This window comes from Streptomyces sp. NPDC090021 (assembly GCF_044748225.1).
Lineage (GTDB): Bacteria > Actinomycetota > Actinomycetes > Streptomycetales > Streptomycetaceae > Streptomyces.
Window position 1 is genome coordinate 15,338 of the sequence record NZ_JBIVFO010000005.1, and the last position, 24,302, is coordinate 39,639.

The window sequence follows — 24,302 nt, forward strand, 5'->3', positions numbered from 1 at the left end:
TCAGACGGGGCCGATCACCGGCCCTTCGTGCCAGCCCGCGCCGTCGCGCCAGTAGTGCTGGAGGCGGCGGTCGGTGCGCAGGACGACGACTTCCAGGTTGAACCCGAAGCTGCCCTGGAGCATCCCGGTGACCGCGGCGACGTCGTGGCCGAAGACCGCGCCGCGCCGCCACGGGGAGCCGCCCGCGTTGCCGCGCCACCAGTGCTCCACCTGCCCTCCGGCCACGGCCACGCACAGCTCGTAGTTCCCGGCGGTGTCCTCGTCGGCGGCCCCGTACTGCCCCTCGATCAGGCAGGGCGCGGAGATCGCGGGCGTACCGCTGCCGAAGACCTCCCCGGCCCGCCAGACGAAGCCGTTCGGGTCGTCGCGCCACCACAGCTGCATGCGGCCGTCGGTGCGGGCGGCCACGAGGTCGAGGTGGCGTGCGCGGGTCTGGACGAGCGCGGGGCCGTAGTGGGCGATGCCGGAGGCGAAGCGGCCGCCGTCGTTCCAGGTCCACGGGGCGCCGTTGATCCGCCACCAGTGGTTCAGGCGCCCGTCCGCGGTGCGGACCACCACCTCGAAGTTGCCGGGCTTGCCGTAGTCGCTCTGGATGAACGCGGGGGTGGATCCGACCGCGGCGTCCCCCGGGCCGAAGGCACCGCCGTCGCGCCACACTCCGGCGGACTGCTCGAAGTACCAGTGGCGCAGCCGGCCGCCCGTGGTCACGTGCAGGGACTCCATGTTGCGGTTGTAGGTGGTCCCGGTGAAGGCCGGCTGGCCGGAGGCGTCGTGGGCGAAGGTGCGCGCACGGGCCCACGCGAAGGGCGCGTCGCCCTCGCGCCACCAGTGCTGAAGGCGGGCGCCCGTGGTGGTGGCGAGGAGCTCGAAGTTGCGGTGGGCACGGCCGTTGCCGCTCTCGTAGACGTTGCCGGTGTGCAGGCGGCGCTTGGTCCACGGGTCGGGGTTGGTGCCGCGCAGTCCGCACTTGGCCCAGTAGTCGATGTTGACCTCGCCGTAGGCGATCCGGCCGTAGCCGCCGACGTGGTAGCCGGTGCCCCAGGAGTTCTTGAACAGCCAGCAGCCCGCCGCGTCGTCGTAGCCGACGACCAGCACGCAGTGGCCGCCCGCGAGACGGTCGCTCGTACGGTGGTAGACGCCGGAGCCGAGGCCGAAGAAGTCGTCGTAGACGTCGAAACAGGCCGTCAGCGGGCCGACCGTGTCCAGCCACACCTTCTGCTGCTCGACGTCGCCGAGCCGGACGTAGTCGGTGACGCGGACGGTCCGGCCGGAACGGTCCCAGCTGGGCGTGTACTCGGCGCGCCAGGCGTCGCGGCGGGCGGCCGGCAGCCCGGCCGGCGGGGTGCTGTACGGCCAGCAGTCCGGGTCGGCGAGACCGCCGTTCGCCGTGATCCAGTCGAGGGCGGTCTCCGGGTTGCTGCCCTGGCCGCAGCTGAAGCGCAGACCGTCGTGGACGTCCCCCTCGGAGCGCTCCGCCCACACGTCGTGCTCGATGCGGGCCATGGACTCCACCAGGCCGGCGGCACCGAAGGCCCAGCAGGAACCGCACGGGTTCTGGTCCTTCACCTTGGTGATCCACGGCCAGCCCCAGCGGTTGCGCCAGTCCACGGCGGCCGGCCGGGCCCCCGCAACCGCCGTCCGCGACGCGCCGGCCAGCAGGCCGTGGGCGGCCCGGCGGCGGGTCAGGTGCGGGTTGCCGCTGGCGTGCCCGATGAGCCCCGGCAGGTCGACCGGGCCCACGGCCTCGGCGGGCGTCAGGTTCACCCCGGGCTCCAGACCGAGCGAGGGCCGCGGTACCGGCTCCTCGTCGGCCAGGTGCTCCAGCACCGACCAGCGCGCCCCGCGTGCGATCAGCCGCGCACGCAATTCCCCCACCGATTGAACAGACTCCTGCGGCATGGCGGCCCCCCAGCTGCGACCGTTCGGATCCGAGATCCGGGGAGCGTCCCCCCGCCACCGGGGGCAGTCAAGGGGGTCCGCACGGTCGCGCGGTGGCACGAGGGGAGCGTGCCCCCACCCTCGCCCGACCCCGTATCAGTCCGTCCCGCCGTCTCAGTCCGTCCCGCCGCCCCCGCCGCCGCACGAACCTCCGTCATGGCCGTGGCCCTGCTCGTAGTGATGATCGCCGCGGTGATCGCCGCGGTCGAGCGCCTTCCCCATCCGGACCAGGTGCCGGCCGAATCCGGACGGCAGGGGTGCCGCCTCCTGGACGACGCGCCGCAGCATGCGGTCCGCCACCGCCGGCGGCCCGTCGAAGACGTACGCGGGCCAGGCACCCTCCGCCCGGGCCGCCGCGACCCGGCGCCGCCCGGCCGCGGTGGGACGGGACCGTACCCGGCCCAGCAGCCCGGCGGCACGCAGCCGGTCCCGGATCGCGGCCACCTCCGCCCCGCCGGCCACGGCGGCGAGCACGGCCGCCACGCTCCTGCCCCGCGGGCAGGCCCCGGTCAGGGCCCGCTCGACGGGATGCCCGCCGTCCGCGCCGAGTTCGGCCCGCACTCGCGGCCCGACCACGCGGACCAGGCCGCGCCCCCGCAGTCCCAGCAGAGCCGCTTCTGCCACCCGCTGCGGACCGGCGACGAGGTACGCCACCTCGTACACGTCCGTCTCCACCCGCACCGCCCCCTTCATCCGGTCCGTCTCCCGCGACCATGCCCAGCCGGCGGGTGGGTCAGGCGTCGGCGAGAGCCTGTCTGATCCGGGCCAGGGAGGGGTTCACCATCGGGGGGTGGCCGGCGACGACCACCGTCGGCACGGTCTCGTTGCCGTCGGCGACCCCGCGGACGAAGGCGGCCGCCTCCGGGTCCCGCCAGATGTCGACCTTCCGGTAGGAGATCCGCGCCAACCGCAGCCGCGTAAGGAGCGTGACGCAGAAGACGCATCCGGGCCGCCAGTACACGGTCACGGCGGCGCCGTCGGATCCCCCTGTGTCGAACCGTCCCATCAGTTCCTCCGCCCGGTTTCCCGCCCGACCTGCCGGGCACGACGGTACCCGCGAGGAGCCGGAACGGGGCCGGTCTCCTCGTGCAGAGGGCCGTATAGGGTCCCCGTATGGGCACCTGGATCGCGCCGAGCGTCATCGAGAGAGAGCTGTACGAGGCCAAGAGCGCCGACGACTGGGCCGCGTACTTCGATGTGCTCGCCCGCGCCCAGCTCTACCTGGTACAGCCCCGGGTGCAGTCCGACGCCCACCCCGACTCGGTCTTCTTCCACCCCACCCCGGACCGCATGCTCGTTGTCCGGACCGCCGGCATGCTGCCCGCGCCCACCCCCGAGACGGTCTTCGAATCCCGCAGCCTGGGATGGTTCTCCAAGGTGTGGGCCGCCGGCGACCCCGCCTTCCTCGCCGTGAACCCGGGCTCCCCCGCCGAGGCCTACCTCACCACCACCCCCGCCGACCTGGCCCGCTGGCGCGCGCACGCGGACGCCGCGCCCTGCTACGGCCTGCCCGACGGCAAGGTCCATGCCCTCTTCACCGGCGGACCCCTGCACGGGGACATCGCCCACGGCCTCGCCGTCGGCGCGCATCTCGCCGTCACCAACGGCGAGTTCTGGAACGCCCTCGCCTACCACGGCAGCGGCTACCAGCACGAGCGCCGACGGGTCGCGAAGAGCTGGGGCATCACCGACCGGGCCGACTGGCTCGCCACGCTCGAAGAGCTCCTGAACACCACGGTGGTCAGCCCCGTCTGGGAGTTCGCACTCCGCGTCCGCCGCGTCCTCGCCTCCGACTTCGCCGGCCCCGTGGACGTCGAGCACTGGCGGCACGCCGCCGAGGCGAGCATGCGCCGCAACGCCGAACGCGCCGCCCAGCCGCAGCTCACCCCCGACGGGGTCACGGTCGCGCAGCCGCGCCCGACCGCCGAGGTAGAGGGGGAGATAGCCGGCGTCAGACGCCTCATAGGCCGGATGGCCCGCTACGAACAGCGCTTCCGCGCCGACGGGCTGCTCCCCGAGGACGGCTGGGTCCGTTCCGTCGAGGCCTGGGACCTCGGCCGTGCCTCCCAGATGGCACGCTGGGGCATCGGCTGCCGCTACGGCACCCTGCACGAGGCGGAGAAGGCCGTGCTGCGCGCCGGGGAGGCGGCCCGCGACACGTACCGCTCGTGGGAGGAGTTCTCCGCCGGGTACGTGCTCGGCCGGTGCCTGCACTTCGACGAGGAGGAGTTCGGCACCTGGTACACGGGCGCCCTCGCCGCCCACCTCACGCTGACCACCGACCCCGCCAGCCCATGGCGCAACATCCCCTGGAAGTGACCGACCTCGGGTAGTCGGCGGCCGGGCCGGAATCCGCCCGCGGCCCGCACTGCCCCGGAACTAGCCTCGGTCCCATGACTGTTGAGCTGAACGAAACCGTGCGGAGCCTGCTCGACGCGCCGCATCCCGCCGTCCTGTCGACCATCAACCCCGACGGGAGCCCGCAGAGTTCGGTGATCTGGGTGACCCGCGACGGGGGCGACCTGCTGATCTCCACCGAGCAGGGCCGCCGCAAGGAGCGCAACATCGTCCGCGACGGCCGGGTCGGCCTGACCGTCTTCGACCTGGCCAATCCCTTCCTCTACGCCGAGATCCGCGGCACGGCCACGGTCAGCGAGGACGTCGGCCGGGAGGTGGCCGTCCGGATCGCCGAGGAGTACCTGGGCCCGGGCGCCGGCAAGGAGTACCAGGACGCCCCGCCCGAGAACGTCCGTGTGATCGTCCGCATCACCCCGACCAAGGTCCTCGGCAACGCCGCCCGCCAGGACTGAGACGGGTCCGGACGACCGGCGGCCCCGGACTCCGATCGCCCGGCGTGGGCCCGGGGCTTCGCCCCTCCCCAGGGCAGCAGGGGTCTGACCCGGGTCCAGGCGTCGACCGATGCCGACAGCGGGTCGTCGTCCGCGAGGTGGGGGCGGACGGCCGTCAGCCAGGGGATCAGGGACTTGATGTGGCGCAGGTGGCGGATGCGGTGGTGACTTTTCCGCCGCGGGAACGGCCGATGGCCGGCCTCCTCGGGGGAGACCGGCCATCGGTGTCGCGCTCGGGTCCGGTCCATGACCGGCTCCCGGTCCGGGTCCACGACCGGCTCCGGGTCCGGGTCCACGACCGGCTCCGGGTCCGGCTCCGGTCCGCTACGACCAGGTGATCAGCCGGCGCGGGTGTTCCAGGACCGCCGCGATGTCGGCGAGGAACTTGGAGCCGAGCTCGCCGTCGATGAGACGGTGGTCGAACGACAGCGCCAGCGTGGTGACCTGGCGGGGCTTGACCTTGCCCTTGTGAACCCACGGCTGGAGCTTGATCGCGCCGACCGCGAGGATCGCGGACTCGCCCGGGTTCAGGATGGGCGTACCGGTGTCGACGCCGAAAACGCCGACGTTGGTGATGGTGATCGTGCCGTTCTGCATGTCGGCCGGGGAGGTCTTGCCGTCGCGGGCCGTGGCGACCAGCGAGGACAGGGACTCCGACAGCTCGCCCAGGGTCTTGGCGTGCGCGTCCTTGATGTTCGGGACGATCAGCCCGCGGGGGGTGGCCGCCGCGATGCCCAGGTTGACGTAGTGCTTGAGCACGATCTCCTGGGCCGCCTCGTCCCAGGACGCGTTGACGTCCGGGTTGCGGCGGATGGCGACCAGGACGGCCTTCGCGATCAGGAGCAGCGGGTTGATCCGCAAGCCCGCGAGGTCCGGGTCGTCCTTGAGCTCCTGGACCAGCTTCATCGTGCGGGTCACGTCGAGGGTGACGAACTCGGTGACGTGCGGCGCGGTGAAGGCCGACCCGACCATGGCCTGGGCGGTGACCTTGCGGACGCCCTTGACCGGGATACGGGTCTCCCGCGCCGACGGCTCCACCGCCGGGGCCGCGGCGGCCTCGGCCACCGGGGCCTGGGCCTGGGCCTGCGGCGTGGCGGGGGCCGCCACCACGGGCGCGGCCTGCGGGGTGATCGCCGCGGCGGCCGCCGCGTGGACGTCCTCCCGGGTCACGACCCCGCCGTCACCGGTCGGCACCACCGAGGTCAGGTCGATGCCGAGGTCCTTGGCGAGCTTGCGCACCGGCGGCTTGGCCAGCGGGCGCTCACCGCCCGGCTGCGCCGGGACCGCGGGGAGCACCGGCGCGGCGGCGGCCGGGGCCGCCGTGCCGTTCTGCGCGGCCGTGCCCGCCGGGGCCTTGCGCGGGCGGCGCTTGGTGGAGGCGGTGGAGACGCCGTAGCCGACCAGCACGGGCTGGCGGGCCTCGGCCACGGGCTCCTCGGCGGCCGGGGCCGCCGGGGCGGCCTCGGCGACGGGCGCGGCGGCCTCCTGGACCGGGGCGTCGGCGGCGGAACCGGCGGTCTGCACCGAGATGATCACCTGGCCGACGTCGACCGTGGTGCCCTCCTCGAAGAGGAGCGCGTGCACGGTGCCGTCGAACGGGATCGGCAGCTCGACGGCGGCCTTGGCCGTCTCGACCTCGCAGACGACCTGGCCGTCGGTGACCGTGTCACCGGGCTGGACGTACCACTTGAGGATCTCGGCCTCGGTGAGGCCCTCGCCCACGTCGGGCATCTTGAATTCGCGGATGGTCATGGAACGTGGCTCCTCAGTACGCCAGCGAGCGGTCGACGGCGTCGAGCACCCGGTCCAGGCCCGGCAGGTACTCGTCCTCCAGGCGGGCCGGCGGGTACGGGGCGTGGAACCCGCCCACGCGCAGCACCGGGGCCTCCAGGTGGTAGAAGCACCGCTCCGTGATGCGGGCGGCGATCTCCGAGCCCACGCCGAGGAAGACCGGTGCCTCGTGGACGACCACGAGCCGGCGGGTCCTCTCCACCGACGCCTGGATCCCGTCGAAGTCGACCGGGGACATCGAGCGCAGGTCCAGGACCTCGACCGACTTGCCCTCCTCGGCTGCCGCGGCCGCCGCCTCCAGGCAGACCTTCACCATCGGGCCGTAGGCGGCCAGGGTGAGGTCGGAGCCCTCGCGCACCACGCGCGAGGTGTGCAGCTCGCCGGGGATGGCCTCGGTGTCGACCTCGCCCTTGTCCCAGTAGCGGCGCTTCGGCTCGAAGAAGATCACCGGGTCGTCGCTGAGGATCGCCTGCTGGAGCATCCAGTAGGCGTCGGCGGCGTTCGACGGGGAGACCACCTTCAGGCCCGCGACGTGCGCGAAGAGCGCCTCCGGGGACTCCGAGTGGTGCTCGACCGCGCCGATCGCGCCGCCGTACGGGATGCGCACGACGACCGGCAGCTTGACCTTGCCCAGGGCGCGCGCGTGCATCTTCGCGAGCTGCGTGACGATCTGGTCGTACGCGGGGAACACGAAACCGTCGAACTGGATCTCCACGACCGGCCGGTAGCCGCGCAGGGCCAGGCCGATGGCGGTGCCGACGATGCCCGACTCCGCGAGCGGGGTGTCGATGACCCGCTCCTCGCCGAAGTCCTTCTGCAGACCGTCGGTGATCCGGAAGACACCGCCCAGCTTGCCGACGTCCTCACCCATGATCAGGACCTTCGGGTCCTGATCCAGGGCCTTGCGCAGCGACTCGTTGAGCGCCTTCGCGATCGACATCTTCTCGATGGCCATGGTGGTCACTCCCCACCCTCGAAGGACGCGAGGTAGGCGGCGAACTGGGCGCGCTCCTCGTCGACGAGCGCGTGCCCGTCCGCGTAGACGTTCTCGAAGATCGCCATGGTGTCCGGGTCGGGCATGGCGCGCACGGCCTCGCGCACGCGCTTGCCCATGGCCTCGCTCTCCGCCTCCAGCTCCTCGAAGAACGCCTCGTCGGCGCCCCCGGTGGCCAGCAGGTGGGCCTTCAGCCGCTGGATGGGGTCCTTGGACTCCCAGGCCGCCCTCTCCTCGTCCCGCCGGTACTTCGTCGGGTCGTCGGAGGTGGTGTGCGCACCCATGCGGTACGTGAACGCCTCGACCAGGGTCGGGCCCTCGCCGCGGCGCGCCCGGTCCAGCGCCCAGCGGGTCACGGCCAGGCAGGCCAGCACGTCGTTGCCGTCGACGCGGACGCCGGGGAAGCCGAAGCCCTGCGCGCGCTGGTAGAGCGGCACGCGCATCTGGCGCTCGGTCGGCTCGGAGATCGCCCACTGGTTGTTCTGGCAGAAGAACACCACGGGGGAGTTGTAGACGGCGGAGAAGTTGAAGGCCTCCATCACGTCGCCCTGGCTGGAGGCGCCGTCGCCGAAGTAGGCGATCACGGCCGCGTCCGCGCCGTCCTTGGCCACGCCCATCGCGTAACCGGTCGCGTGGAGCGTCTGCGAGCCGATGACGATCGTGTAGAGGTGGAAGTTGTTCAGGTTCGGGTCCCAGCCGCCGTGGTTCACACCGCGGAACATGCCGAGCAGGTTGGTCGGGTCGACCCCGCGGCACCAGGCCACGCCGTGCTCGCGGTAGGTCGGGAACACGTAGTCCGCGTCGTTCAGCGCCCGGCCGGAGCCGATCTGCGCGGCCTCCTGGCCGAGGAGCGAGGCCCACAGGCCCAGCTCGCCCTGACGCTGCAGGGCGGTCGCCTCACCGTCGAAGCGGCGGGTCATGACCATGTCGCGGTACAGGCCGCGCAGGTCCTCGGTGGTGATGTCTGCGACGAAGGGGGCGAACTCGGCGTTCTCCGCGTTGTCGACGCGGTCCCCTTCGGGCGTCAGCAGCTGTACGAGCTGAGGTTCAGCGTCCTGCGTCTGCGCGGTGGCAGCGGCGGGCTTGGCGGCGCTCGCCGCACCTGCCGCCCGCTTGGTGCCGCTGCTGCGTCGCGGCTTGCGCGCGGCAGTGCTCTCCACGGTCACTTGTGCTCCTCCGTCGGTCCGGCACCCGGGTTCTCCGGGGTCCAGTGCGGCTCACCTGTATCCGTAACGAGCGCACGGGGTGGGTGCGCGTCGCGTACGGGATTCAGGCGTGACAGGCGTCCCGGCGAGTGCCCTGCGCAATGCACGTTACCCAGTGCGCCGCATAACTGCGAAACCCCGTTTGACCTGCGTTTTTGCTTGGATTTCCAAGTAAATCCGCAGGGGCGGGAACAACCACTGGTCACAGCCTTGCAGGGGCCGGGAACAACGGCACGTTATCCCGGGTAACTCCGGCAGGGAAGGGGTGAGTGTGTGAAACTGACTTCGTGCGCGAAGACGGAAAAATCAAGGTATTCCTCCTGGACGACCACGAAGTGGTCCGTCGGGGCGTCCACGAGCTGCTGTCGGTCGAAGAGGACATCGAGATCGTCGGAGAGGCCGGGACGGCCGCCGATGCCCTGGTCCGCATTCCCGCCACCCGCCCCGACGTGGCCGTTCTCGACGTCAGGCTGCCGGACGGCAGCGGCGTGGAGGTCTGCCGCGAGGTGCGCTCGCAGGACGAGGACGTCAAGTGCCTGATGCTGACCTCGTTCGCCGACGACGAGGCCCTCTTCGATGCGATCATGGCCGGCGCCTCCGGCTACGTGCTCAAGGCGATCCGCGGGAATGAGCTGCTGAGCGCCGTGCGTGACGTCGCCGCCGGCAAGTCGCTGCTGGACCCGGTCGCCACCGCCCGCGTACTGGAGCGGCTGCGCGACGGCAAGAGCGGCAAGGGCGACGACCGGCTCGCCAACCTCACCGAGCAGGAGCGGAAGATCCTCGACCTGATCGGTGAGGGGCTGACCAACCGCGTCATCGGCGAGCGCCTGCACCTGGCGGAGAAGACCATCAAGAACTACGTCTCCAGCCTGCTCTCCAAGCTGGGCATGGAGCGCCGCTCGCAGGCCGCCGCCTACGTGGCCCGCCTGCAGGCAGAAAAGCGCTAGCGGCCGGAGAGGTTCGCCGGTCGCGGTGGTCGGCGCGGCGCCCCGCCCGCACCGCCTTGCCCCGGCGGCGAGGGACGGCCGGTCCGCGGCGCTGTTCCACGGTCCGGGGCGTCCGATTCGGGACCAACGTCCCCGGTCCTCGGGGCGGGCTCCTCTGTCGCGGCGCGGTGCCGGCACCGGACAGTGGACGGCATGTCGTCGCCGGAGGATCTCCACGCCCTTGAGCTGCTGCGCCGGGTGCCGTACGGCCGGGTGGCCACCAGCATGCGCGCGCTGCCCTTCCTGTCGCCGGCCCGCCACATCGTGGTGGACGGCCGGGTGGCCCTGAGAATGCACGCCGGACCCGGCCACCACCAGGCCTGCGACGGAAGCGTGGTCGCGTACGCGGCCGACAATTTCAATTCCCCCGACGCTCCGCTCTGGTCGGTGCAGTTCACCGGAACGGCGCAGCTCGTGGAGCCGACCGCGACAGAACTGGAACTCTTCGGTCCGGGTCCGCATTTCGTGGACGGCGAGGTGTTCGACCCCGTCTACTTGCGCATCGAACCCCAGTTCATCACCGTTCGCTCGCTCTCCGGGAACGGGAGCGGAAGCGGGAAGGGGAAGGGGAAGGGGAAGGGGAAGGGGAAGGGGAAGGGGAAGGGGATTCCCGACCGGCTGTACCAGTACGCCCGCTGACCTGCCGTCGTACGGGACGGGCCCGGCGGATTGGAATTCCGCCGGGCCCGTCCCGTACTCACTCCGCGCTGTCCGGCCCCGGCGGCGGCGGGGTCTTGGTCGGCGCAGTGGTCGCCGTCGCCGTCTTGGTCGGCGTGGCCGTCGCCGTCGCCGTCGCCGTCGCGGTCGCCGTCGCGGTCGCCGACTGCGTCGCGGTCGCGGTGGGCTGCTGCGAGGCGGTCTGCGTCCGGGTGCGGGTGGGCGTCGGCGCGTTGTCGTTGTTCGTCGGCGTGTTGTCCGTGGTCTGGCGCGAGGGCGTGGGGGTGCTCGGCGTGTCCGAGGCGCTCGGCTTGACGCTGGGGGCGGTCTGGCTCGTCCCCGGATCCTGCTTCTCGCCGCCCTTGCCACCGCCGCCTGCGCCCACACCGTTGACGGCGTAGGCCACGCCGCCCGCGATCGCGACGATCGCGAGCACCGCGAACAGCCACATCTTCCAACGGCCGCCGCTGCCGCCCCGGTCGTCGTAGACCTCGTACCCGCCGCTGTGCCCGCCGTGACCGCCGGGGGCACCGGGGAAGGCCGTGCCGTCGTCCGGGTTCAGCGGCGGCACCATCGGCTGCTGGAACTGCGAGGTCGAGGCGTTCGAGGCGTACCGCTGCCCGCCGCCGTTCCCGCCCACGGGCGGCATGGCCGTGGTGGCGGCGACGCCGCCGCGCCCGTGCGGCAGCGACATGGTGACCGGGCCGGTGTTCCACGTACCGGTGTTCGACCCCTGGTCGTGCAGCATCTGGAGCGCGTACTGGACCAGCCCGCGCATCTCCTCGGCGCTCTGAAACCGGTCGTCCGGGTCCTTGGCGAGGGAGCGCATGACGAGGCCGTCGAGCTCCTGCGGGATGTGGTGGCCCTCCGGCAGCTGCGAGGGCGGCACCGGTGCGTCCTGGACGTGCTGGTAGACCACGGAGAGCGGGGTCTCGCCGGTGAACGGCGGACGCAGCGCGAGGAGTTCGTAGAGCAGGCAGCCGGTCGCGTACAGGTCGCTGCGGTGGTCCACGGCCTTGCCGAGGGCCTGTTCGGGCGAGAGGTACTGCGGGGTGCCCATGACCATGCCGGTCTGGGTCATCGTCGCCTGCCCGCCGTGCAGGGCGCGGGCGATGCCGAAGTCCATCACCTTCACGGCGCCGGCGTCGGTGATGATCACGTTCGCGGGCTTGATGTCGCGGTGCACGATGCCGTGCTGGTGGGAGTAGGCGAGGGCTTCGAGCACGCCCGAGACGATGATGAGCGCCTGCTCCGGCCCCGGGGCCTCGGCGCTGATCAGCAGATCGCGGATGGTGCGGCCCTCGACCAGCTCCATGACGATGTAGGGGACGGTGTTCGGGCCGACGCGGTCCTCGCCCGAGTCGTACACGGCGACCACGGCGTGGTGGTTGAGTCCGGCGACGGACTGCGCCTCGCGCGTGAAGCGGGCCTTGGACACCGGGTCCTCGGCCAGGTCGGCACGCAGCAGCTTCACGGCGACGGTGCGGCCCAGGCGCACGTCCTCGGCGGCGAACACCTCCGCCATGCCGCCACGGCCCAGTCGGTGCGTCAGCCGGTAACGGCCGTCGCCCACCAGGCCGCCGTCGCCCCAGTGCTCAGGACCGTCGGTCATCCCGGCGCCGTTTCCCTCGGGTTCGGGTGCCATCAGTCCTCGCCGTCGTCTCTCTCGGCCGCCGCTGCGCGGTAGTCCTCTTCTGTGGTTCTCCGGTGAACGCTACAGCCTCCGAACCGGTCACCGTTCGGACAAGGCCACCCTGTGCACGTGTGGTCACGGAACGGGCACCTGGCTTGACGTGTGCTTGCCCTGGGGCAGACTGGGCGCCAGCCGCGCCCGGCCGGAGGCGTGGGGACACGTCCCGAGGGGAAGCAACAGTCATGAGCCAGGACGGCACTCAGGGCCAGTACGCGGGCGGCTCTCTGGCCGGTGGCCGTTACCAGCTAAGGGACTTGCTGGGTGCGGGCGGCATGGCCTCCGTGTACCTGGCGTACGACTCGGCGCTCGACCGGCAGGTCGCCATCAAGACCCTGCACAGCGACCTCGGCCGGGAACAGTCCTTCCGCGAGCGTTTCCGCCGTGAGGCCCAGGCTGTAGCGAAACTGTCGCACACGAACATCGTCTCGGTGTTCGACACCGGCGAGGGCGAAGTGACGTTCGGCGGCGGCCGCCCGGACGACGGCGCCGTGATGCCGTACATCGTCATGGAGTACGTGGAGGGCAAGCCGCTCGGCTCGGTGCTGGAGGCGGACATCCGGCAGTACGGCGCCATGCCCGCGGACAAGGCGCTGAAGGTGACGGCCGATGTGCTGGCCGCCCTGGAGACCAGTCACGAGATGGGGCTCGTCCACCGCGACATCAAGCCCGGCAACGTGATGGTGAACAAGCGCGGCGTGGTGAAGGTGATGGACTTCGGCATCGCCCGCGCCATGCAGTCGGGGGTCACCTCGATGACGCAGACCGGCATGGTCGTCGGCACCCCGCAGTACCTCTCGCCCGAACAGGCCCTGGGCCGCGGCGTCGACGCCCGGTCCGACCTGTACTCGGTCGGCATCATGCTGTTCCAGCTGCTGACGGGCCGGCTCCCGTTCGACGCCGACTCGCCGCTGGCCATCGCGTACGCGCACGTGCAGGAGGAGCCGGTCGCCCCGTCCTCCGTCAACCGGTCGGTGACCCCCGCCATGGACGCGCTGGTGGCCCGCGCGCTGAAGAAGAACCCGAACGAGCGTTTCCCCACGGCCGCGGCGATGGGTGACGAGGTCGCGCGGGTGCTGGGCTCCGGGCAGACGGGCGCGCCCGTCATCGTGCCGGGCCAGGGGCCGCTGAGCAGCGGTGCGGGTGTCTCCTCGGCCGTGTTCCCGCCGCTGGAGTCCGGTCTCCAGGCCCCGCCGCAGTCGGTGCAGCAGCCCTACCAGGCGCCGCACACCCCCACGCCGGCCCCGTACGCGCCGACGCCCGCCCCGCAGCCACACGCGGCGCAGGGTGGTGGCTACGCCTACCCGCACACGCCCCCGCCGCAGCAGCAGTACACGCCGCAGACCCCGCCCCCGTACGTGATGTCCCCGTCGGGCACGGCGGGCCCGTCCGGCTCCGGCGGCGGCAGGCGGAACACGCCGGTGGTCGTGGGCGCGGTCGTGGTGGCCCTGCTGGCCGTCGGCAGCCTGATCGCGGCGATCTCGATGAACGGGGACGACAAGGACAAGGGCGCCACCACGGCCGATCCGGGCGCCTCGACGTCCGCGTCCGCGTCCGCGAAGGCCGGGTACAAGGGGCCCGACGTCTCGCGCACGATCGACCCGAAGAAGTGCTCGGAGCCGGTGAAGCACTACAGCGAGGCCGGCAAGTACTCGGCGCCGGACCTCAAGTACAAGAACGTGCTGTCGGTGAAGGCCTGCATCCAGGCCTCGGGCGGCAAGTACACGATCGTCGAGAAGGACGAGGCCGTGTACGGCAAGGACACGGTGCTGAGCCAGACCCCGGCCGCCGGCGAGAAGATCGACAAGGAGGGCACGGAGTACACGCTCACCGTGTCCACCGGCAATCCGGAGTAACCGAGGCGCCCGCACAGCGCGGCCTTGACGACACACCGGCATCCCGGGCACCCGATAGGGCGTCCGGGATGCCGGTTTTGCCCCACTATGTAAATCTGAGCGCATATCGCTGACTCCAGCGAGCACGCCGGTCGCTCGGGACGGGAGGGGCTCCCCGTGATCCAAGGCTTCCGCCCGTCGCGCTGGCTGGCCTGCGCCGCGCTGGCCGCTGTCGCCCTCGCGCCCGCCACCTCCGCGTGCGCCGGACCGCTCGCCCCGGCCCACCGGACCGGAGGAAGTGCGGCGCACGCCGCCCGCCCCGGGCACGTCCCGGCGGACCCGGCACGGAGCGTGGTGCGCACCTCGGCGCGCACCACGGCCGACGGGGACGACGAGGGCGAGGCCCGCGAGGAGCTGGCGGGGAGCGCCGCCGGGGTGGGCCGCGAGCGGCCCGGCCGGCCCGTCGGCGAACCCGCCGACCCCGAACTGCTCATCGCCTCCCGGCCGCTGCCGGTGCACCCCCGCACCGAGCCCACGCCGCCGCCCGTCACGCCCTCCGCGCGCCCTCCCCTGCCACCGCCCCCGGTGTCGCGGCCCTCCGCCGCCGACCCGACGGTGCGTGACACCGTCAGCGCGCTCGGTACCCAGCCGAACGACCGCGCCGCCGACCTGGCCGCGCACATACTGCCGCTGGGCACCGGATTCGCCCTGATGGGGCTGGGTCTGGGCTATCTGGGCATACGGCTGCGCCGGAGCGCGTAGACCCGCCGCCTGTCCCGCAACAGGCCCGAGGACGGTTGCCGAGAGTGAACATACTCGGTATACATACCGAGTATGTCGATCCGCCACGGGCTGCTCGCCCTCCTGGAACGGGGTCCTCGGTACGGCTCCCAGCTGCGCACCGAGTTCGAGTCCCGGACCGGCTCCACCTGGCCCCTCAACGTCGGGCAGGTCTACACGACCCTCGCCCGGCTCGAACGCGACGGCCTCGTCGCACCCGACGGCGAGGACGCCGCGGGACACACGCTCTACGCCATCACCGACACCGGGCGCGCCGAACTGCGCGAGTGGTACGAGCGTCCCGTCGACCGGGCCAACCCGCCGCGGGACGAACTGGCCATCAAGCTCGCCATGGCCGTGGGCTCCACGGGCGTGGACATCCGCGCCGTCATCCAGTCCCAGCGGCACGCCACGATCCGCGCGATGCAGGACTACACCCGGCTCAAGGCCACCGCGCTCGCGGCGCTCGAGAGCGGGCAGGCCCACGAACGCGACGACGTCGCCTGGCTGCTCGTCCTGGAACAGCTGATCTTCCAGACCGAGGCCGAGGCGCGCTGGCTCGACCACTGCGAAGCCCGGCTCGTCCGGCTCTCCCTGACGGCCGACCGGAGAGCCGCCGCGCCCGAACCGCCCCAGGCCACCGACGACGACACGCCGGCCCCGACCACCACTGCCCGGCCCCGCACCGCCCGTACGCGGCGCGCCTGAACCACGTTCCAGGGGGGAATCCTCATGTCCGACCAGCACCAGAACCGACAACCCGTCCTGCAGTTGGAGCGACTCGTCCGCACCCACGGCAGCGGCGCCACCGAAGTGCACGCCCTGCGCGGCATCGACCTCGCCGTCCACCCCGGCGAACTCGTCGCCGTCATGGGCCCTTCCGGCTCCGGCAAGTCCACTCTGCTGACCCTCGCCGGCGGCCTCGACACCCCCAGCAGCGGCCGGGTGCTGGTCGAGGGCACCGACATCACCACGGCGAGCCGCAAGCAGCTCGCCGCGCTGCGCCGCCGCAGCATCGGGTACGTCTTCCAGGACTACAACCTGATCCCGGCCCTCACCGCCGCCGAGAACGTGGCCCTGCCGCTCGAACTGGACGGCACCTCGGCCCGCAGGGCCCGCGTCGCGGCCCTCGCGGCACTGGCCGAGATGAACCTGGGCGTCCTCGCCGACCGCTTCCCCGACGAGATGTCCGGCGGCCAGCAGCAGCGCGTCGCCATCGCCCGCGCCCTCGTGGGCGACCGGCGCCTCGTCCTCGCCGACGAACCGACGGGCGCCCTCGACTCCGAGACCGGCGAGTCCGTCCTCGGTCTGCTGCGCTCCCGCTGCGACGCGGGCGCGGCCGGGGTCCTCGTCACCCACGAGCCGCGGTTCGCCGCGTGGGCCGACCGCGTGGTGTTCCTCCGCGACGGCAGCGTGGTGGACGAGACCCTGCGCAGCCACGCCGACTCCCTCCTCTCCGGGCAGGCGGGCATCCAGTGACCTCCTCACTCCGGGGCTGGTACCACTCCTGGGTCGCCGCCGTGCGCATCGCGCGCCGGGACGCCTGGCGCGCCAAGGGCCGCAGCTCCCTGGTCCTCGCGATGATCGCCCTGCCGATCGTCGGCGTGAGCGCCGCCGACCTCACCCTGCGCAGCGCCGAACTCTCCCCCGACCAGGCCGTCAGCCGTGTGGTCGGCGCCTCCGACGCCCGGATCAGGCCCTCGCAGATGGGCAGACCCGTCCACCAGGTGCCCGACGGGTCCCACTACGTGCCCGCCGGCGGTTTCGACGACGCAGACACCCCGTCGAAACCGCGGGAGGAGTCCCCGGAGCAGGTGGCCGCCGCGCTCCCGCCCGGGACCCGGCTCCTGAAGGACTCCAGCGGCTACGGCAAGGTCCGTACCCGGCACGGTCTGCTCGACACCGAGCTGCGCGAGATCGACCTGCACGACCCGCTGACCAAGGGCCTGTTCACGCTCGACCGGGGCCGGCTGCCCGAGCGGGCGGGCGAGATCGTCGCGACCAACGCCTTCCTGGAGCACTCCGGCCTGTACGTCGGCTCGTCCGTCACCCCGCGCGGCGCCGCCTCCGCCTACAAGATCGTCGGCGCGTACGAGCTGCCGGGCGACCTCAGGACGGACCAGATCACCGCCCCGCCCGGGAGCCTGATCGCCCCGGTCGACAAGGCGCTGCGGGCCTCCCGGGGCATCGGCGTGTTCCTGGAGGACTCCTACCTGGTCACGGTGGGCGGTGATGGTTTCACGTGGAACATGGTCCAGGCGGCCAACGCCAGGTCCCTGGTCGTCGTCTCCCGGGCCGTCGCCCACCATCCGCCCGCCGACGCCGACGTCCCGCTCTACCGGCAGGAGCCCAAGGCGCAGTTCGAGCGCAGCGCCGGCGGCGCCACCGAAATGGCCGTCCTGGCCACGATCGTGGGCCTCGCCATGCTGGAGATCTGCCTGCTCGCCGGACCGGCCTTCGCGGTCGGCGCCCGCCGCTCACGCCGCCAGCTCGGCCTGGTCGGCGCCAACGGCGGCGACCGCCGCCACATCCGTTCCATCGTGCTCTCCGGAGGCCTGGTCATCGGCGCCGCGGCCGCCGTCTCCGGCACCGCGATCGGCATCACCCTGACCGTGGCCCTCCAGCCGGTGCTGGAGGAACAGCTCGGCAGCCGCTTCGGCGGCCTCGACTTCCGCCCGCTGGAACTGGCCGGCATCGCCCTGCTCGCCGTGGTGACCGGCTTGCTGTCCGCGATCGTCCCCGCGGTGACCGCCTCCCGGCAGACGGTCCTGGCCTCGCTGACCGGCCGCCGCGGTGTGCGCCGCTCCAACCGGGTGCTGCCGGTGGTCGGCCTGGTCGCCGTTGCCGTCGGCGCCGCAGTCGCCCTGTACGGCAGCGTGTCGGACATGGGCGCCGCCGTCGTCGCGGGCGGCAGCGTACTCGCCGAGCTCGGCATCGTCGCGCTCACCCCGGTCCTGGTCGGCGCCTTCGGGCGGCTCGGACGCCGGCTGCCGCTGTCCCCGCGGCTCGCGCTGCGCGACGCCGTGCGCAACCGGGGCCGTACGGCGCCCGCCGTGGCCGCCGTCCTGGCCGCCGTCGCCGGCACCGTGGCGGTGGCCACGTACCAGCACAGCAGCGACATCCAGGCCCGGCACGAGTACGTCGCCGACCTGCCGCACGGCACCGGTCGGCTGATGACCGCGGAGAACGGCGCCCACCAGGAGGTCCCCGCCCTGCGCGAGGCCCTCACCAAGCAGCTCCCGGTGGCCCGGCGCGCGGACGTGGACCGGCTGGTCGTCGGCAGACCGGGCTGCGAGACGTACTCCGAGGACCCCACCTGCGGCCGCGTCGAGATCATCACGCCCAAGGACCAGCGGTGCCCGCTCCACGACAGCCCCGACGGCCCCGGCGGCCTCAGCGCCGAGGACGCCCGCAAGCTGCGCCAGGACTGGCGCTGCCAGGGCAACATGCGGGGCACGCAGTACTCCACGCTCGTCGCCGACGAGAAGCTGCTGAGCGTCCTCGCGGTCACCGACCCCGGCTCCGTGTCCGCCCTGAAGCAGGGCCGGGCCCTCGCCTTCGACAAGCGACAGGTCAAGGACGGCAAGGTCACCCTGCGGATCGTCGCCGGCTCGGACGAGGAGGAGACCTCCGCCGGTACGGCCGACGACCCGGTCGGCGTGGACAAGGTCCTCCCCGTCCACCTCGCCCCGGAGGGCACCGAGGGCTGGGGCCTCGAACTGGTGCTGCCGCCCGCGGCCGTCCAGGCCACGGGGCTGACCACGGCACCGGTCGGCTCCTACTTCGCCCTCGACGGGACGGCCACCTCCGAGCAGCGGCAGCGCATCGACGGGGACATCGACCGGATGGGCGTGGAGGCCTCCCTGCTGATCGAGGCGGGCTACCAGGGCAACGACAGCCTGGTCCCACTCGCCCTGACCGTCTTCGCCGGACTGGTCACCATCGGCGCGGCCGGCATCGCCACCGGGCTCTCCCAGGCCGACGCCGAGGTCGACCTGAAGACGCTGGCAGCGGTGGGCGCCCCACCGCGGGTGCGGCGGACGCTGAGCGGCTTCCAGTGCGGGGTGGTGGCCCTGATGGGCGTCGTCCTGGGCTCGGCGGCCGGCATCCTGCCCGCGATCGGTCTGCGCCTGACGCAGCGACGGGAACTGGAGGCGCTCGCCCAGCGGGCCGTCGACAACGGCCATGCCCTGGCGGGCGAGTCCGTGCCCTTCGTCCCGATAGCCGTGCCGTGGGAGACCCTCGCCCAACTGCTCGTCGTGGTCCCGCTGGGCGCGGCCCTGCTGGCGGCGCTCGTCACCCGCTCCAGCGGCGCCCTGGCCCGCCGGGCCGCGGGCTAGGGCGTGGAAGGTGCCCCCGTACAGGGTGGATCACGGCTGTACGGGGGCACACCGAGTGAGAACGAAGGTGTGCGAGAGAATGACGGCATGGAGATGCCGAGGAGTGAACGGTCGCAGGACAGTCCCCCGCACGTCCTGATCGTGGGACAGGACGGGACGGCGGTCGGCGACGCCGATGACGAGTCGCGCGAGGTCCCGGTGACGGAAATGGTCGAACAGCCCGCCAAGGTCATGCGGATCGGCAGCATGATCAAGCAACTCCTGGAAGAGGTACGCGCCGCGCCCCTCGACGAGGCGAGCCGGGTCAGGCTCAAGGACATCCACGCTGCTTCCGTGAAGGAGCTGGAGGACGGCCTGGCGCCGGAGCTGGTGGAGGAACTGGAGCGCCTGTCCCTCCCGTTCACCGAGGAGGCCATCCCCTCCGAGGCCGAACTGCGCATCGCCCAGGCACAGTTGGTCGGCTGGCTGGAGGGCCTCTTCCACGGCATCCAGACCGCTCTGTTCGCGCAGCAGATGGCCGCGCGGGCCCAGTTGGAGCAGATGCGCCGCGCCCTCCCGGCCGGCGGTCCGCACGACGACGACGAGGACGGCGGCCACGGCGCGATCCGTTCCGGCCCCTACCTCTAGCCTCCGGCGGCCCGCACAGAAGAACCGGGTCCGGCCCGCGCCCCCGCGCGCGGCCCGGACCGCTCCCCTGTCCGAACCCGGCCCGCAGGCACCACATCCCGCCCCGCCACACCGAACCCGGCCCCGCCGGTGATGGAGGCGCGGCGTGCGGGGTGCGGGGCGGTGCCCCGGCGGTGCCCCGGCGGAGCCCCGGCGGTGCCATCCGCGCCCGGAACACCGGCGGGATAAGCAACAGGTAAGTGCGGCTCCCCGCCGGGGACATGGTCCGCGCATACTCATGGGCATGAGCTACGACGCGATCGTGCTGGCCGGCGGCGCCGCGCGCCGCCTCGGCGGCGCCGACAAGCCCGCCCTGAGCGTCGGCGGGCGCGCGCTCCTCGACCGCGTCCTCGACGCCTGCCCGGACGCCCTGAGCACCGTCGTGGTCGGCGGCCGACGGTCCACCGCGCGCCCCGTCCGCTGGACGTGTGAGGACCCGCCCGGGGGCGGACCCGTGGCCGCTCTGGACGCCGGACTGCGCGCGACCACCGCGGGGCTGGTCCTCGTACTCTCCGCGGACCTGCCGTTCCTGGACCGGGACACCGTACGGGCCCTGCTGGCCGCGCCCGGCCTGCACGGCACCGACGGGGCAATGCTGCGGGACTCCGAGGGCCGGGACCAGCCGCTGGTCGCCGCCTACCGGGCCGAGCCCCTGCGCCGGGAGATCGCGCTGCTCGCCACCGAACACGGAGGCCTCACCGGACTGCCGCTGCGCGCGCTCACCGCGGAACTGGAGCTGACCGCCGTCGCGTCCCGGCCACTGGCCTCCTTCGACTGCGACACCTGGGACGATCTCGCCACCGCCCGCTCCCGGATCAGAGAGCATGGAACCGTGCTGGACCAATGGATGACCGCCGTCAAGAACGAGCTCGGCATCGACCTCGCCGTCGACACCAAGACCCTGCTCGACCTCGCCCGGGACGCCGCCCACGGCGTGGCCCGGCCCGCCGCGCCGCTGACCACGTTCCTGGTCGGCTACGCGGCCGCCCACGCCGCCGCCACCGGCGCCGACCCCGCCGAAGCCGTGGCCGAGGCCTCCCGCAAGGCCACCGACCTGGCGCTGCGCTGGGCCGCCGAGGCCGAGGCCGATGCGGCCGCCGAAGAGAACGGCTCGGGATGACCCCCACGAACTCCGCCGAGCAGGCCCTCGAAGAGGCCCTTGCCCTGGTCAGCCGTACCCCGGGGAGCGGCGGCGACGCCGGCGGCCACCGGGCCGTCGCCTGGCCCCGCGCCCGCGACGTCGCCGCCCGGGCGGGCGCCGGTGTGCGGGCCCGTACCCATGACGTCCCGCTCGCCGACGCGCTCGGCGAGGTCCTGACGGCCTCCCTGGAGGCGCTGACCGACCTGCCGTCCTTCGACACCTCCGCCATGGACGGCTGGGCCGTGGCCGGGCCCGGACCGTGGCAGGTCCGCGACGGCGCCGGCGTCCTGGCAGGCTCCGGCCGACCGGAGCCGATCGCCGACGGCGAGGCCGTCCGGATCGCCACCGGCGCCCGGATCCCCGCCGACACCACCGCCGTCATCCGCAGCGAGCACTGCCGGGAGGCGGGCGGGCAGCTCTTCGCCGACCGGCCCGTGGTCACCGGCCAGGACATCCGCCCGCGCGGCCAGGAGTGCCGCTCGGGCGACCTGCTGCTGCCCGCCGGTTCCCTGGTCACCCCCGCCGTGCTCGGGCTCGCCGCGGCCGCCGGCTACGACCGGCTGGCCACCCGGCGCCGGCCGCGCGTGGAGATCCTGGTGCTCGGCGACGAGCTGCTCACCGAGGGCCGCCCGCACGACGGACTGATCCGCGACGCCCTCAGCCCCATGCTGGCGCCCTGGCTCACACGCCTCGGCGCCGAGGTCACCACGACCCGGACACTGGGCGACGACCCGGCCGGCGAGGCCGCCCTGCTGGAGGCCGTCACCACCTCCACCGCCGACGTCCTGGTCACCACCGGCGGCACCGCCTCCGGACCCGTCGACCACGTCCACCCCGTACTGGAGAAAGCCGGCGCCCGGCTCCTCGTCGACGGGGTGGCGGTCCGGCCCGGACACCCGATGCTGCTGGCGCGGATCGGCGACCCGGCGGACGGACGGCACGTGGTCGGTCTCCCCGGCAACCCCCTCGCCGCCGTCTCCGGGCTGCTGACCCTGGCCGAGCCGCTGCTGCGCGCCCTCGCGGGACGCCGCCCGCGTCCTCGCTACACCGCGCCCGTGCGGGGCGACGTGGCAGGCCACCCGTACGACACCCGGCTGGTCCCGGTCCGCCTCGACGACGAGCACGCCGTGCCGCTGCGCTACCACGGCCCCGCGATGCTGCGCGGGGTGGCGGCGGCGGACGCGCTGGCCGTCGTGCCGCCCCGGGGCGCCCGGTCCGGACAGGAGCTTGAGGTCCTCGATCTGCCGTGGGCCTCGGGAGGATGTTTCACGTGAAACTGCCCGGACAGGACGCCATGGCCCGGGGGGCGGACGAGAAGCTCGTCTCCCGGCGCATCAAGCTGCCCAAGCGCATCGTCGAACACCCGCTGCGACAGGTCGCCAAGCGACTCCTGATGGCCTTGTTCGTGCTCTTCCTCACGGTCTTCATCGTGTGGCTGGACCGCGACGGCTACCACGACAACGCCAACGAGACGGTCGATCTCCTCGACTGCTTCTACTACGCCACGGTGACGCTGTCGACGACCGGCTACGGCGACATCGTCCCGTACAGCGACAGCGCACGGCTGATCAACATCATGGTGATCACACCGCTGCGCGTGCTGTTCCTGATCATCCTCGTCGGTACCACCCTCGAAGTCCTGACGGAACGGACGAGGGAAGAGTGGCGGCTGAAGCGCTGGAGGAAGAACTTGCGCGAACACACGGTCGTCGTCGGCTTCGGCACGAAAGGCCGCTCGGCTTTGATGACCTTGCTGGCCACCGGCCTCTCCAAGGAACAGGTCGTCGTCGTCGACCCCAGCGCCAAGGTCATCGACATGGCCAACGGCGAAGGCTTCACGGGCGTGGTCGGCGACGCCACCCGCTCCGACGTACTGCTCCGTGCCGAGACCCAGAAGGCCCGTCAGGTCGTCATCGCCACACAGCGCGACGACACGGCGGTACTGGTCACCCTGACAGCCCGGCAGCTCAACCGCGGGGCGAAGATCGTCGCCGCGGTGCGCGAGGAGGAGAACGCCCCCCTGCTGCGCCAGTCCGGCGCGGACGCGGTCATCACGAGCGCGAGCGCGGCCGGCCGCCTGCTGGGCCTCTCGGTGCTCAGCCCGAGCGCGGGCACGGTGATGGAGGACCTGATCCAGCAGGGCAGCGGCCTGGACCTCATCGAACGGCCCGTCCGCAAGGCCGAGGTGGGCAAGCCGGTACGCGAGGCCGACGACCTGGTGGTCAACGTGCTGCGAGGGCACCGGCTGCTCCCGTACGACGACCCGCACGCGAGCCCGCTGCAGCTGACGGACCGTCTCATCTCCATCGTGCGGGCGGTACCGCCGACCGCCCCGAGGACGACGCGCGGTCCTGCCGAGTAGCCGCGCCGTGGCGTAGCCTCCGGGCCATGCATGCGATCACCATCGAGCAGCCCGGCGGCCCCGAGGCCCTCGTCTGGGCCGACGTTCCCGACCCGGTGCCCGGCGAGGGGGAAGTCCTCGTCGAGGTCGCGGCGAGCGCCGTGAACCGCGCCGACGTGCTCCAGCGGCAGGGCTTCTACGATCCGCCGCCCGGCGCCTCGCGTTATCCGGGCCTGGAGTGCTCCGGGCGGATCGCCGCCCTCGGGGCGGGGGTGTCCGGCTGGTCGGTGGGCGACGAGGTGTGCGCCCTGCTGGCCGGTGGCGGGTACGCGCAGCGGGTGGCCGTGCCGGCCGGCCAGCTGCTTCCCGTCCCGGCGGGGGTGGACCTGGTGACGGCGGCCGCGCTGCCCGAGGTCGTCACGACGGTGTGGTCCAACGTGTTCATGGTGGCCGGGCTGCGCCCCGGCGAAACCCTGCTGGTGCACGGCGGGTCCAGCGGGATCGGGACGATGGCGATCCAGCTCGGCAAGGCGGTGGGCGCGACGGTCGCCGTGACGGCCGGCGGCCCGGAGAAGCTGGCCCGCTGCAGGGAACTGGGCGCGGACATCCTCATCGACTACCGCGAGCAGGACTTCGTGGCCGAGCTGCGGGCGGCGACGGGCGGGGCCGGCGCCGACGTCATCCTGGACATCATGGGCGCCAAGTACCTGGCCCGGAACGTGGACGCCCTGGCCGTGAACGGCCGGCTCGCGGTGATCGGCCTCCAGGGCGGGGTGAAGGCCGAACTGAACCTCGGTGCGCTGCTGGCGAAGCGGGCAGCGATCACCGCCACTTCACTGCGGGCGCGGCCGCTGGAGGAGAAGGCCGCGATCGTCGCGGCCGTACGGGAGCACGTGTGGCCCCTGGTGGCCGCGGGCCGGGTCCGGCCGGTGGTGCACGCGGCGTTCCCGATGGCGCAGGCCGCCGAGGCCCACCGGGTCATGGAATCCAGCACCCACGTGGGCAAACTGCTGCTCACGGTGTGAGCCCGGGGCGCGAGGGCCGGGGCCGGGGCGCCAGGGCCGGGGGCCGGGGCCCCGGTCTTCGAGC

20 protein-coding genes and 1 pseudogene are annotated in these 24,302 nt (G+C 73.0%); 14 read left to right on the forward strand and 7 right to left on the reverse strand.

What is annotated here, in order from left to right; genetic code table 11:
- From ACIPXC_RS04810 to ACIPXC_RS04820, 3 genes and pseudogenes are all read right to left on the reverse strand, one after another.
- Positions 1–1,875: a C1 family peptidase gene (locus tag ACIPXC_RS04810; protein ID WP_401613565.1), complete on the reverse strand. Its 1,875-nt coding sequence runs from the start codon at positions 1,873–1,875 to the stop codon at positions 1–3.
- Between the two features lie 177 nt (positions 1,876–2,052).
- Positions 2,053–2,646: pseudogene (locus ACIPXC_RS04815) on the reverse strand (TIGR04222 domain-containing membrane protein); the annotation flags it as partial.
- Between the two features lie 25 nt (positions 2,647–2,671).
- Positions 2,672–2,944: a glutaredoxin domain-containing protein gene (locus tag ACIPXC_RS04820; protein ID WP_401613567.1), complete on the reverse strand. Its 273-nt coding sequence runs from the start codon at positions 2,942–2,944 to the stop codon at positions 2,672–2,674.
- A gap of 107 nt (positions 2,945–3,051) precedes the next feature.
- Here ACIPXC_RS04820 and ACIPXC_RS04825 point away from each other — a divergent pair, with 107 nt between their 5' ends.
- Entirely contained in the window at positions 3,052–4,257 is a 1,206-nt protein-coding gene (locus ACIPXC_RS04825) for a DUF1266 domain-containing protein (RefSeq protein ID WP_401613569.1), read from the forward strand.
- A gap of 74 nt (positions 4,258–4,331) precedes the next feature.
- Positions 4,332–4,748, forward strand: coding sequence for a PPOX class F420-dependent oxidoreductase (locus ACIPXC_RS04830; RefSeq protein WP_401613571.1), 417 nt, complete (start codon positions 4,332–4,334; stop codon positions 4,746–4,748).
- A gap of 363 nt (positions 4,749–5,111) precedes the next feature.
- Here ACIPXC_RS04830 and ACIPXC_RS04835 read toward each other — a convergent pair whose 3' ends face one another.
- The 3 genes from ACIPXC_RS04835 to pdhA are packed head-to-tail and all read right to left on the reverse strand — an operon-like array spanning position 5,112 to position 8,738.
- Positions 5,112–6,539: a dihydrolipoamide acetyltransferase family protein gene (locus ACIPXC_RS04835; RefSeq protein WP_401613573.1), complete on the reverse strand. Its 1,428-nt coding sequence runs from the start codon at positions 6,537–6,539 to the stop codon at positions 5,112–5,114.
- A gap of 13 nt (positions 6,540–6,552) precedes the next feature.
- Entirely contained in the window at positions 6,553–7,533 is a 981-nt protein-coding gene (locus tag ACIPXC_RS04840) for an alpha-ketoacid dehydrogenase subunit beta (protein WP_401613575.1), read from the reverse strand.
- Positions 7,534–7,538: 5 nt separating this feature from the next.
- On the reverse strand, positions 7,539–8,738 hold the full coding sequence (gene pdhA / locus ACIPXC_RS04845; RefSeq protein WP_030956672.1) for a pyruvate dehydrogenase (acetyl-transferring) E1 component subunit alpha: 1,200 nt from the start codon (positions 8,736–8,738) through the stop codon (positions 7,539–7,541).
- A gap of 326 nt (positions 8,739–9,064) precedes the next feature.
- On the opposite strand from pdhA, the gene ACIPXC_RS04850 reads away from it, so the two are divergent.
- Together ACIPXC_RS04850 and ACIPXC_RS04855 are read left to right on the forward strand one after the other, a co-directional pair.
- Positions 9,065–9,724, forward strand: a complete 660-nt coding sequence (locus ACIPXC_RS04850) for a response regulator (protein WP_401613577.1) — start codon at positions 9,065–9,067, stop codon at positions 9,722–9,724.
- A 192-nt stretch (positions 9,725–9,916) separates the two neighbouring features.
- Entirely contained in the window at positions 9,917–10,402 is a 486-nt protein-coding gene (locus ACIPXC_RS04855; protein WP_401613579.1) for a pyridoxamine 5'-phosphate oxidase family protein, read from the forward strand.
- Between the two features lie 58 nt (positions 10,403–10,460).
- Here the strand turns inward: ACIPXC_RS04855 and ACIPXC_RS04860 are convergent, their stop codons facing one another.
- Positions 10,461–12,032, reverse strand: coding sequence for a protein kinase (locus ACIPXC_RS04860; RefSeq protein ID WP_401613580.1), 1,572 nt, complete (start codon positions 12,030–12,032; stop codon positions 10,461–10,463).
- A 263-nt stretch (positions 12,033–12,295) separates the two neighbouring features.
- On the opposite strand from ACIPXC_RS04860, the gene ACIPXC_RS04865 reads away from it, so the two are divergent.
- The 10 genes from ACIPXC_RS04865 to ACIPXC_RS04910 all read left to right on the forward strand — a co-directional run bounded on the left by ACIPXC_RS04865 (position 12,296) and on the right by ACIPXC_RS04910 (position 24,238).
- On the forward strand, positions 12,296–13,966 hold the full coding sequence (locus tag ACIPXC_RS04865; protein ID WP_401613582.1) for a protein kinase: 1,671 nt from the start codon (positions 12,296–12,298) through the stop codon (positions 13,964–13,966).
- A gap of 156 nt (positions 13,967–14,122) precedes the next feature.
- Positions 14,123–14,707: a hypothetical protein gene (locus ACIPXC_RS04870; protein WP_401613584.1), complete on the forward strand. Its 585-nt coding sequence runs from the start codon at positions 14,123–14,125 to the stop codon at positions 14,705–14,707.
- 72 nt (positions 14,708–14,779) lie between these two features.
- Entirely contained in the window at positions 14,780–15,433 is a 654-nt protein-coding gene (locus ACIPXC_RS04875) for a PadR family transcriptional regulator (protein WP_392576913.1), read from the forward strand.
- A gap of 24 nt (positions 15,434–15,457) precedes the next feature.
- Positions 15,458–16,204 (forward strand): ABC transporter ATP-binding protein, encoded by a 747-nt coding sequence (locus tag ACIPXC_RS04880; RefSeq protein WP_401613586.1) that lies wholly within the window; start codon positions 15,458–15,460, stop codon positions 16,202–16,204.
- 101 nt (positions 16,205–16,305) lie between these two features.
- A complete protein-coding gene (locus ACIPXC_RS04885; protein WP_401613868.1) occupies positions 16,306–19,065 on the forward strand; it encodes an FtsX-like permease family protein in 2,760 nt (919 codons plus the stop codon).
- 87 nt (positions 19,066–19,152) lie between these two features.
- Positions 19,153–19,692, forward strand: a complete 540-nt coding sequence (locus ACIPXC_RS04890; protein WP_401613588.1) for a bacterial proteasome activator family protein — start codon at positions 19,153–19,155, stop codon at positions 19,690–19,692.
- 283 nt (positions 19,693–19,975) lie between these two features.
- Positions 19,976–20,851 (forward strand): NTP transferase domain-containing protein, encoded by an 876-nt coding sequence (locus tag ACIPXC_RS04895; RefSeq protein ID WP_401613590.1) that lies wholly within the window; start codon positions 19,976–19,978, stop codon positions 20,849–20,851.
- Complete coding sequence (locus ACIPXC_RS04900) at positions 20,848–22,146, forward strand: molybdopterin molybdotransferase MoeA (protein ID WP_401613592.1); 1,299 nt, start codon at positions 20,848–20,850, stop codon at positions 22,144–22,146. The genes ACIPXC_RS04895 and ACIPXC_RS04900 overlap by 4 nt, the downstream gene beginning before the upstream one ends.
- Positions 22,134–23,234, forward strand: coding sequence for a potassium channel family protein (locus tag ACIPXC_RS04905; protein WP_401613594.1), 1,101 nt, complete (start codon positions 22,134–22,136; stop codon positions 23,232–23,234). Before ACIPXC_RS04900 ends, ACIPXC_RS04905 begins: the two co-directional genes overlap by 13 nt.
- A 26-nt stretch (positions 23,235–23,260) precedes the next feature.
- Positions 23,261–24,238 carry an NAD(P)H-quinone oxidoreductase gene (locus tag ACIPXC_RS04910; RefSeq protein ID WP_401613596.1) on the forward strand — a complete coding sequence of 326 codons (978 nt, stop codon included), beginning with the start codon at positions 23,261–23,263 and terminating at the stop codon, positions 24,236–24,238.
- Positions 24,239–24,302: the final 64 nt, after the last annotated feature.

Bases quoted from the DNA above. Each gene is read 5' to 3' on its own strand.
- ACIPXC_RS04905 (WP_401613594.1), top strand. From the start codon at position 22,134: ATGTTTCACGTGAAACTGCCCGGACAGGACGCCATGGCCCGGGGGGCG.
- ACIPXC_RS04860 (WP_401613580.1), bottom strand. From the start codon at position 12,032: ATGACCGACGGTCCTGAGCACTGGGGCGACGGCGGCCTGGTGGGCGAC.
- ACIPXC_RS04865 (WP_401613582.1), top strand. From the start codon at position 12,296: ATGAGCCAGGACGGCACTCAGGGCCAGTACGCGGGCGGCTCTCTGGCC.
- ACIPXC_RS04855 (WP_401613579.1), top strand. From the start codon at position 9,917: ATGTCGTCGCCGGAGGATCTCCACGCCCTTGAGCTGCTGCGCCGGGTG.
- ACIPXC_RS04840 (WP_401613575.1), bottom strand. From the start codon at position 7,533: ATGGCCATCGAGAAGATGTCGATCGCGAAGGCGCTCAACGAGTCGCTG.
- ACIPXC_RS04825 (WP_401613569.1), top strand. From the start codon at position 3,052: ATGGGCACCTGGATCGCGCCGAGCGTCATCGAGAGAGAGCTGTACGAG.
- ACIPXC_RS04910 (WP_401613596.1), top strand. From the start codon at position 23,261: ATGCATGCGATCACCATCGAGCAGCCCGGCGGCCCCGAGGCCCTCGTC.
- ACIPXC_RS04900 (WP_401613592.1), top strand. From the start codon at position 20,848: ATGACCCCCACGAACTCCGCCGAGCAGGCCCTCGAAGAGGCCCTTGCC.
- ACIPXC_RS04875 (WP_392576913.1), top strand. From the start codon at position 14,780: ATGTCGATCCGCCACGGGCTGCTCGCCCTCCTGGAACGGGGTCCTCGG.
- ACIPXC_RS04880 (WP_401613586.1), top strand. From the start codon at position 15,458: ATGTCCGACCAGCACCAGAACCGACAACCCGTCCTGCAGTTGGAGCGA.
- ACIPXC_RS04890 (WP_401613588.1), top strand. From the start codon at position 19,153: ATGGAGATGCCGAGGAGTGAACGGTCGCAGGACAGTCCCCCGCACGTC.
- ACIPXC_RS04820 (WP_401613567.1), bottom strand. From the start codon at position 2,944: ATGGGACGGTTCGACACAGGGGGATCCGACGGCGCCGCCGTGACCGTG.
- ACIPXC_RS04885 (WP_401613868.1), top strand. From the start codon at position 16,306: ATGATCGCCCTGCCGATCGTCGGCGTGAGCGCCGCCGACCTCACCCTG.
- ACIPXC_RS04830 (WP_401613571.1), top strand. From the start codon at position 4,332: ATGACTGTTGAGCTGAACGAAACCGTGCGGAGCCTGCTCGACGCGCCG.
- ACIPXC_RS04835 (WP_401613573.1), bottom strand. From the start codon at position 6,539: ATGACCATCCGCGAATTCAAGATGCCCGACGTGGGCGAGGGCCTCACC.
- ACIPXC_RS04895 (WP_401613590.1), top strand. From the start codon at position 19,976: ATGAGCTACGACGCGATCGTGCTGGCCGGCGGCGCCGCGCGCCGCCTC.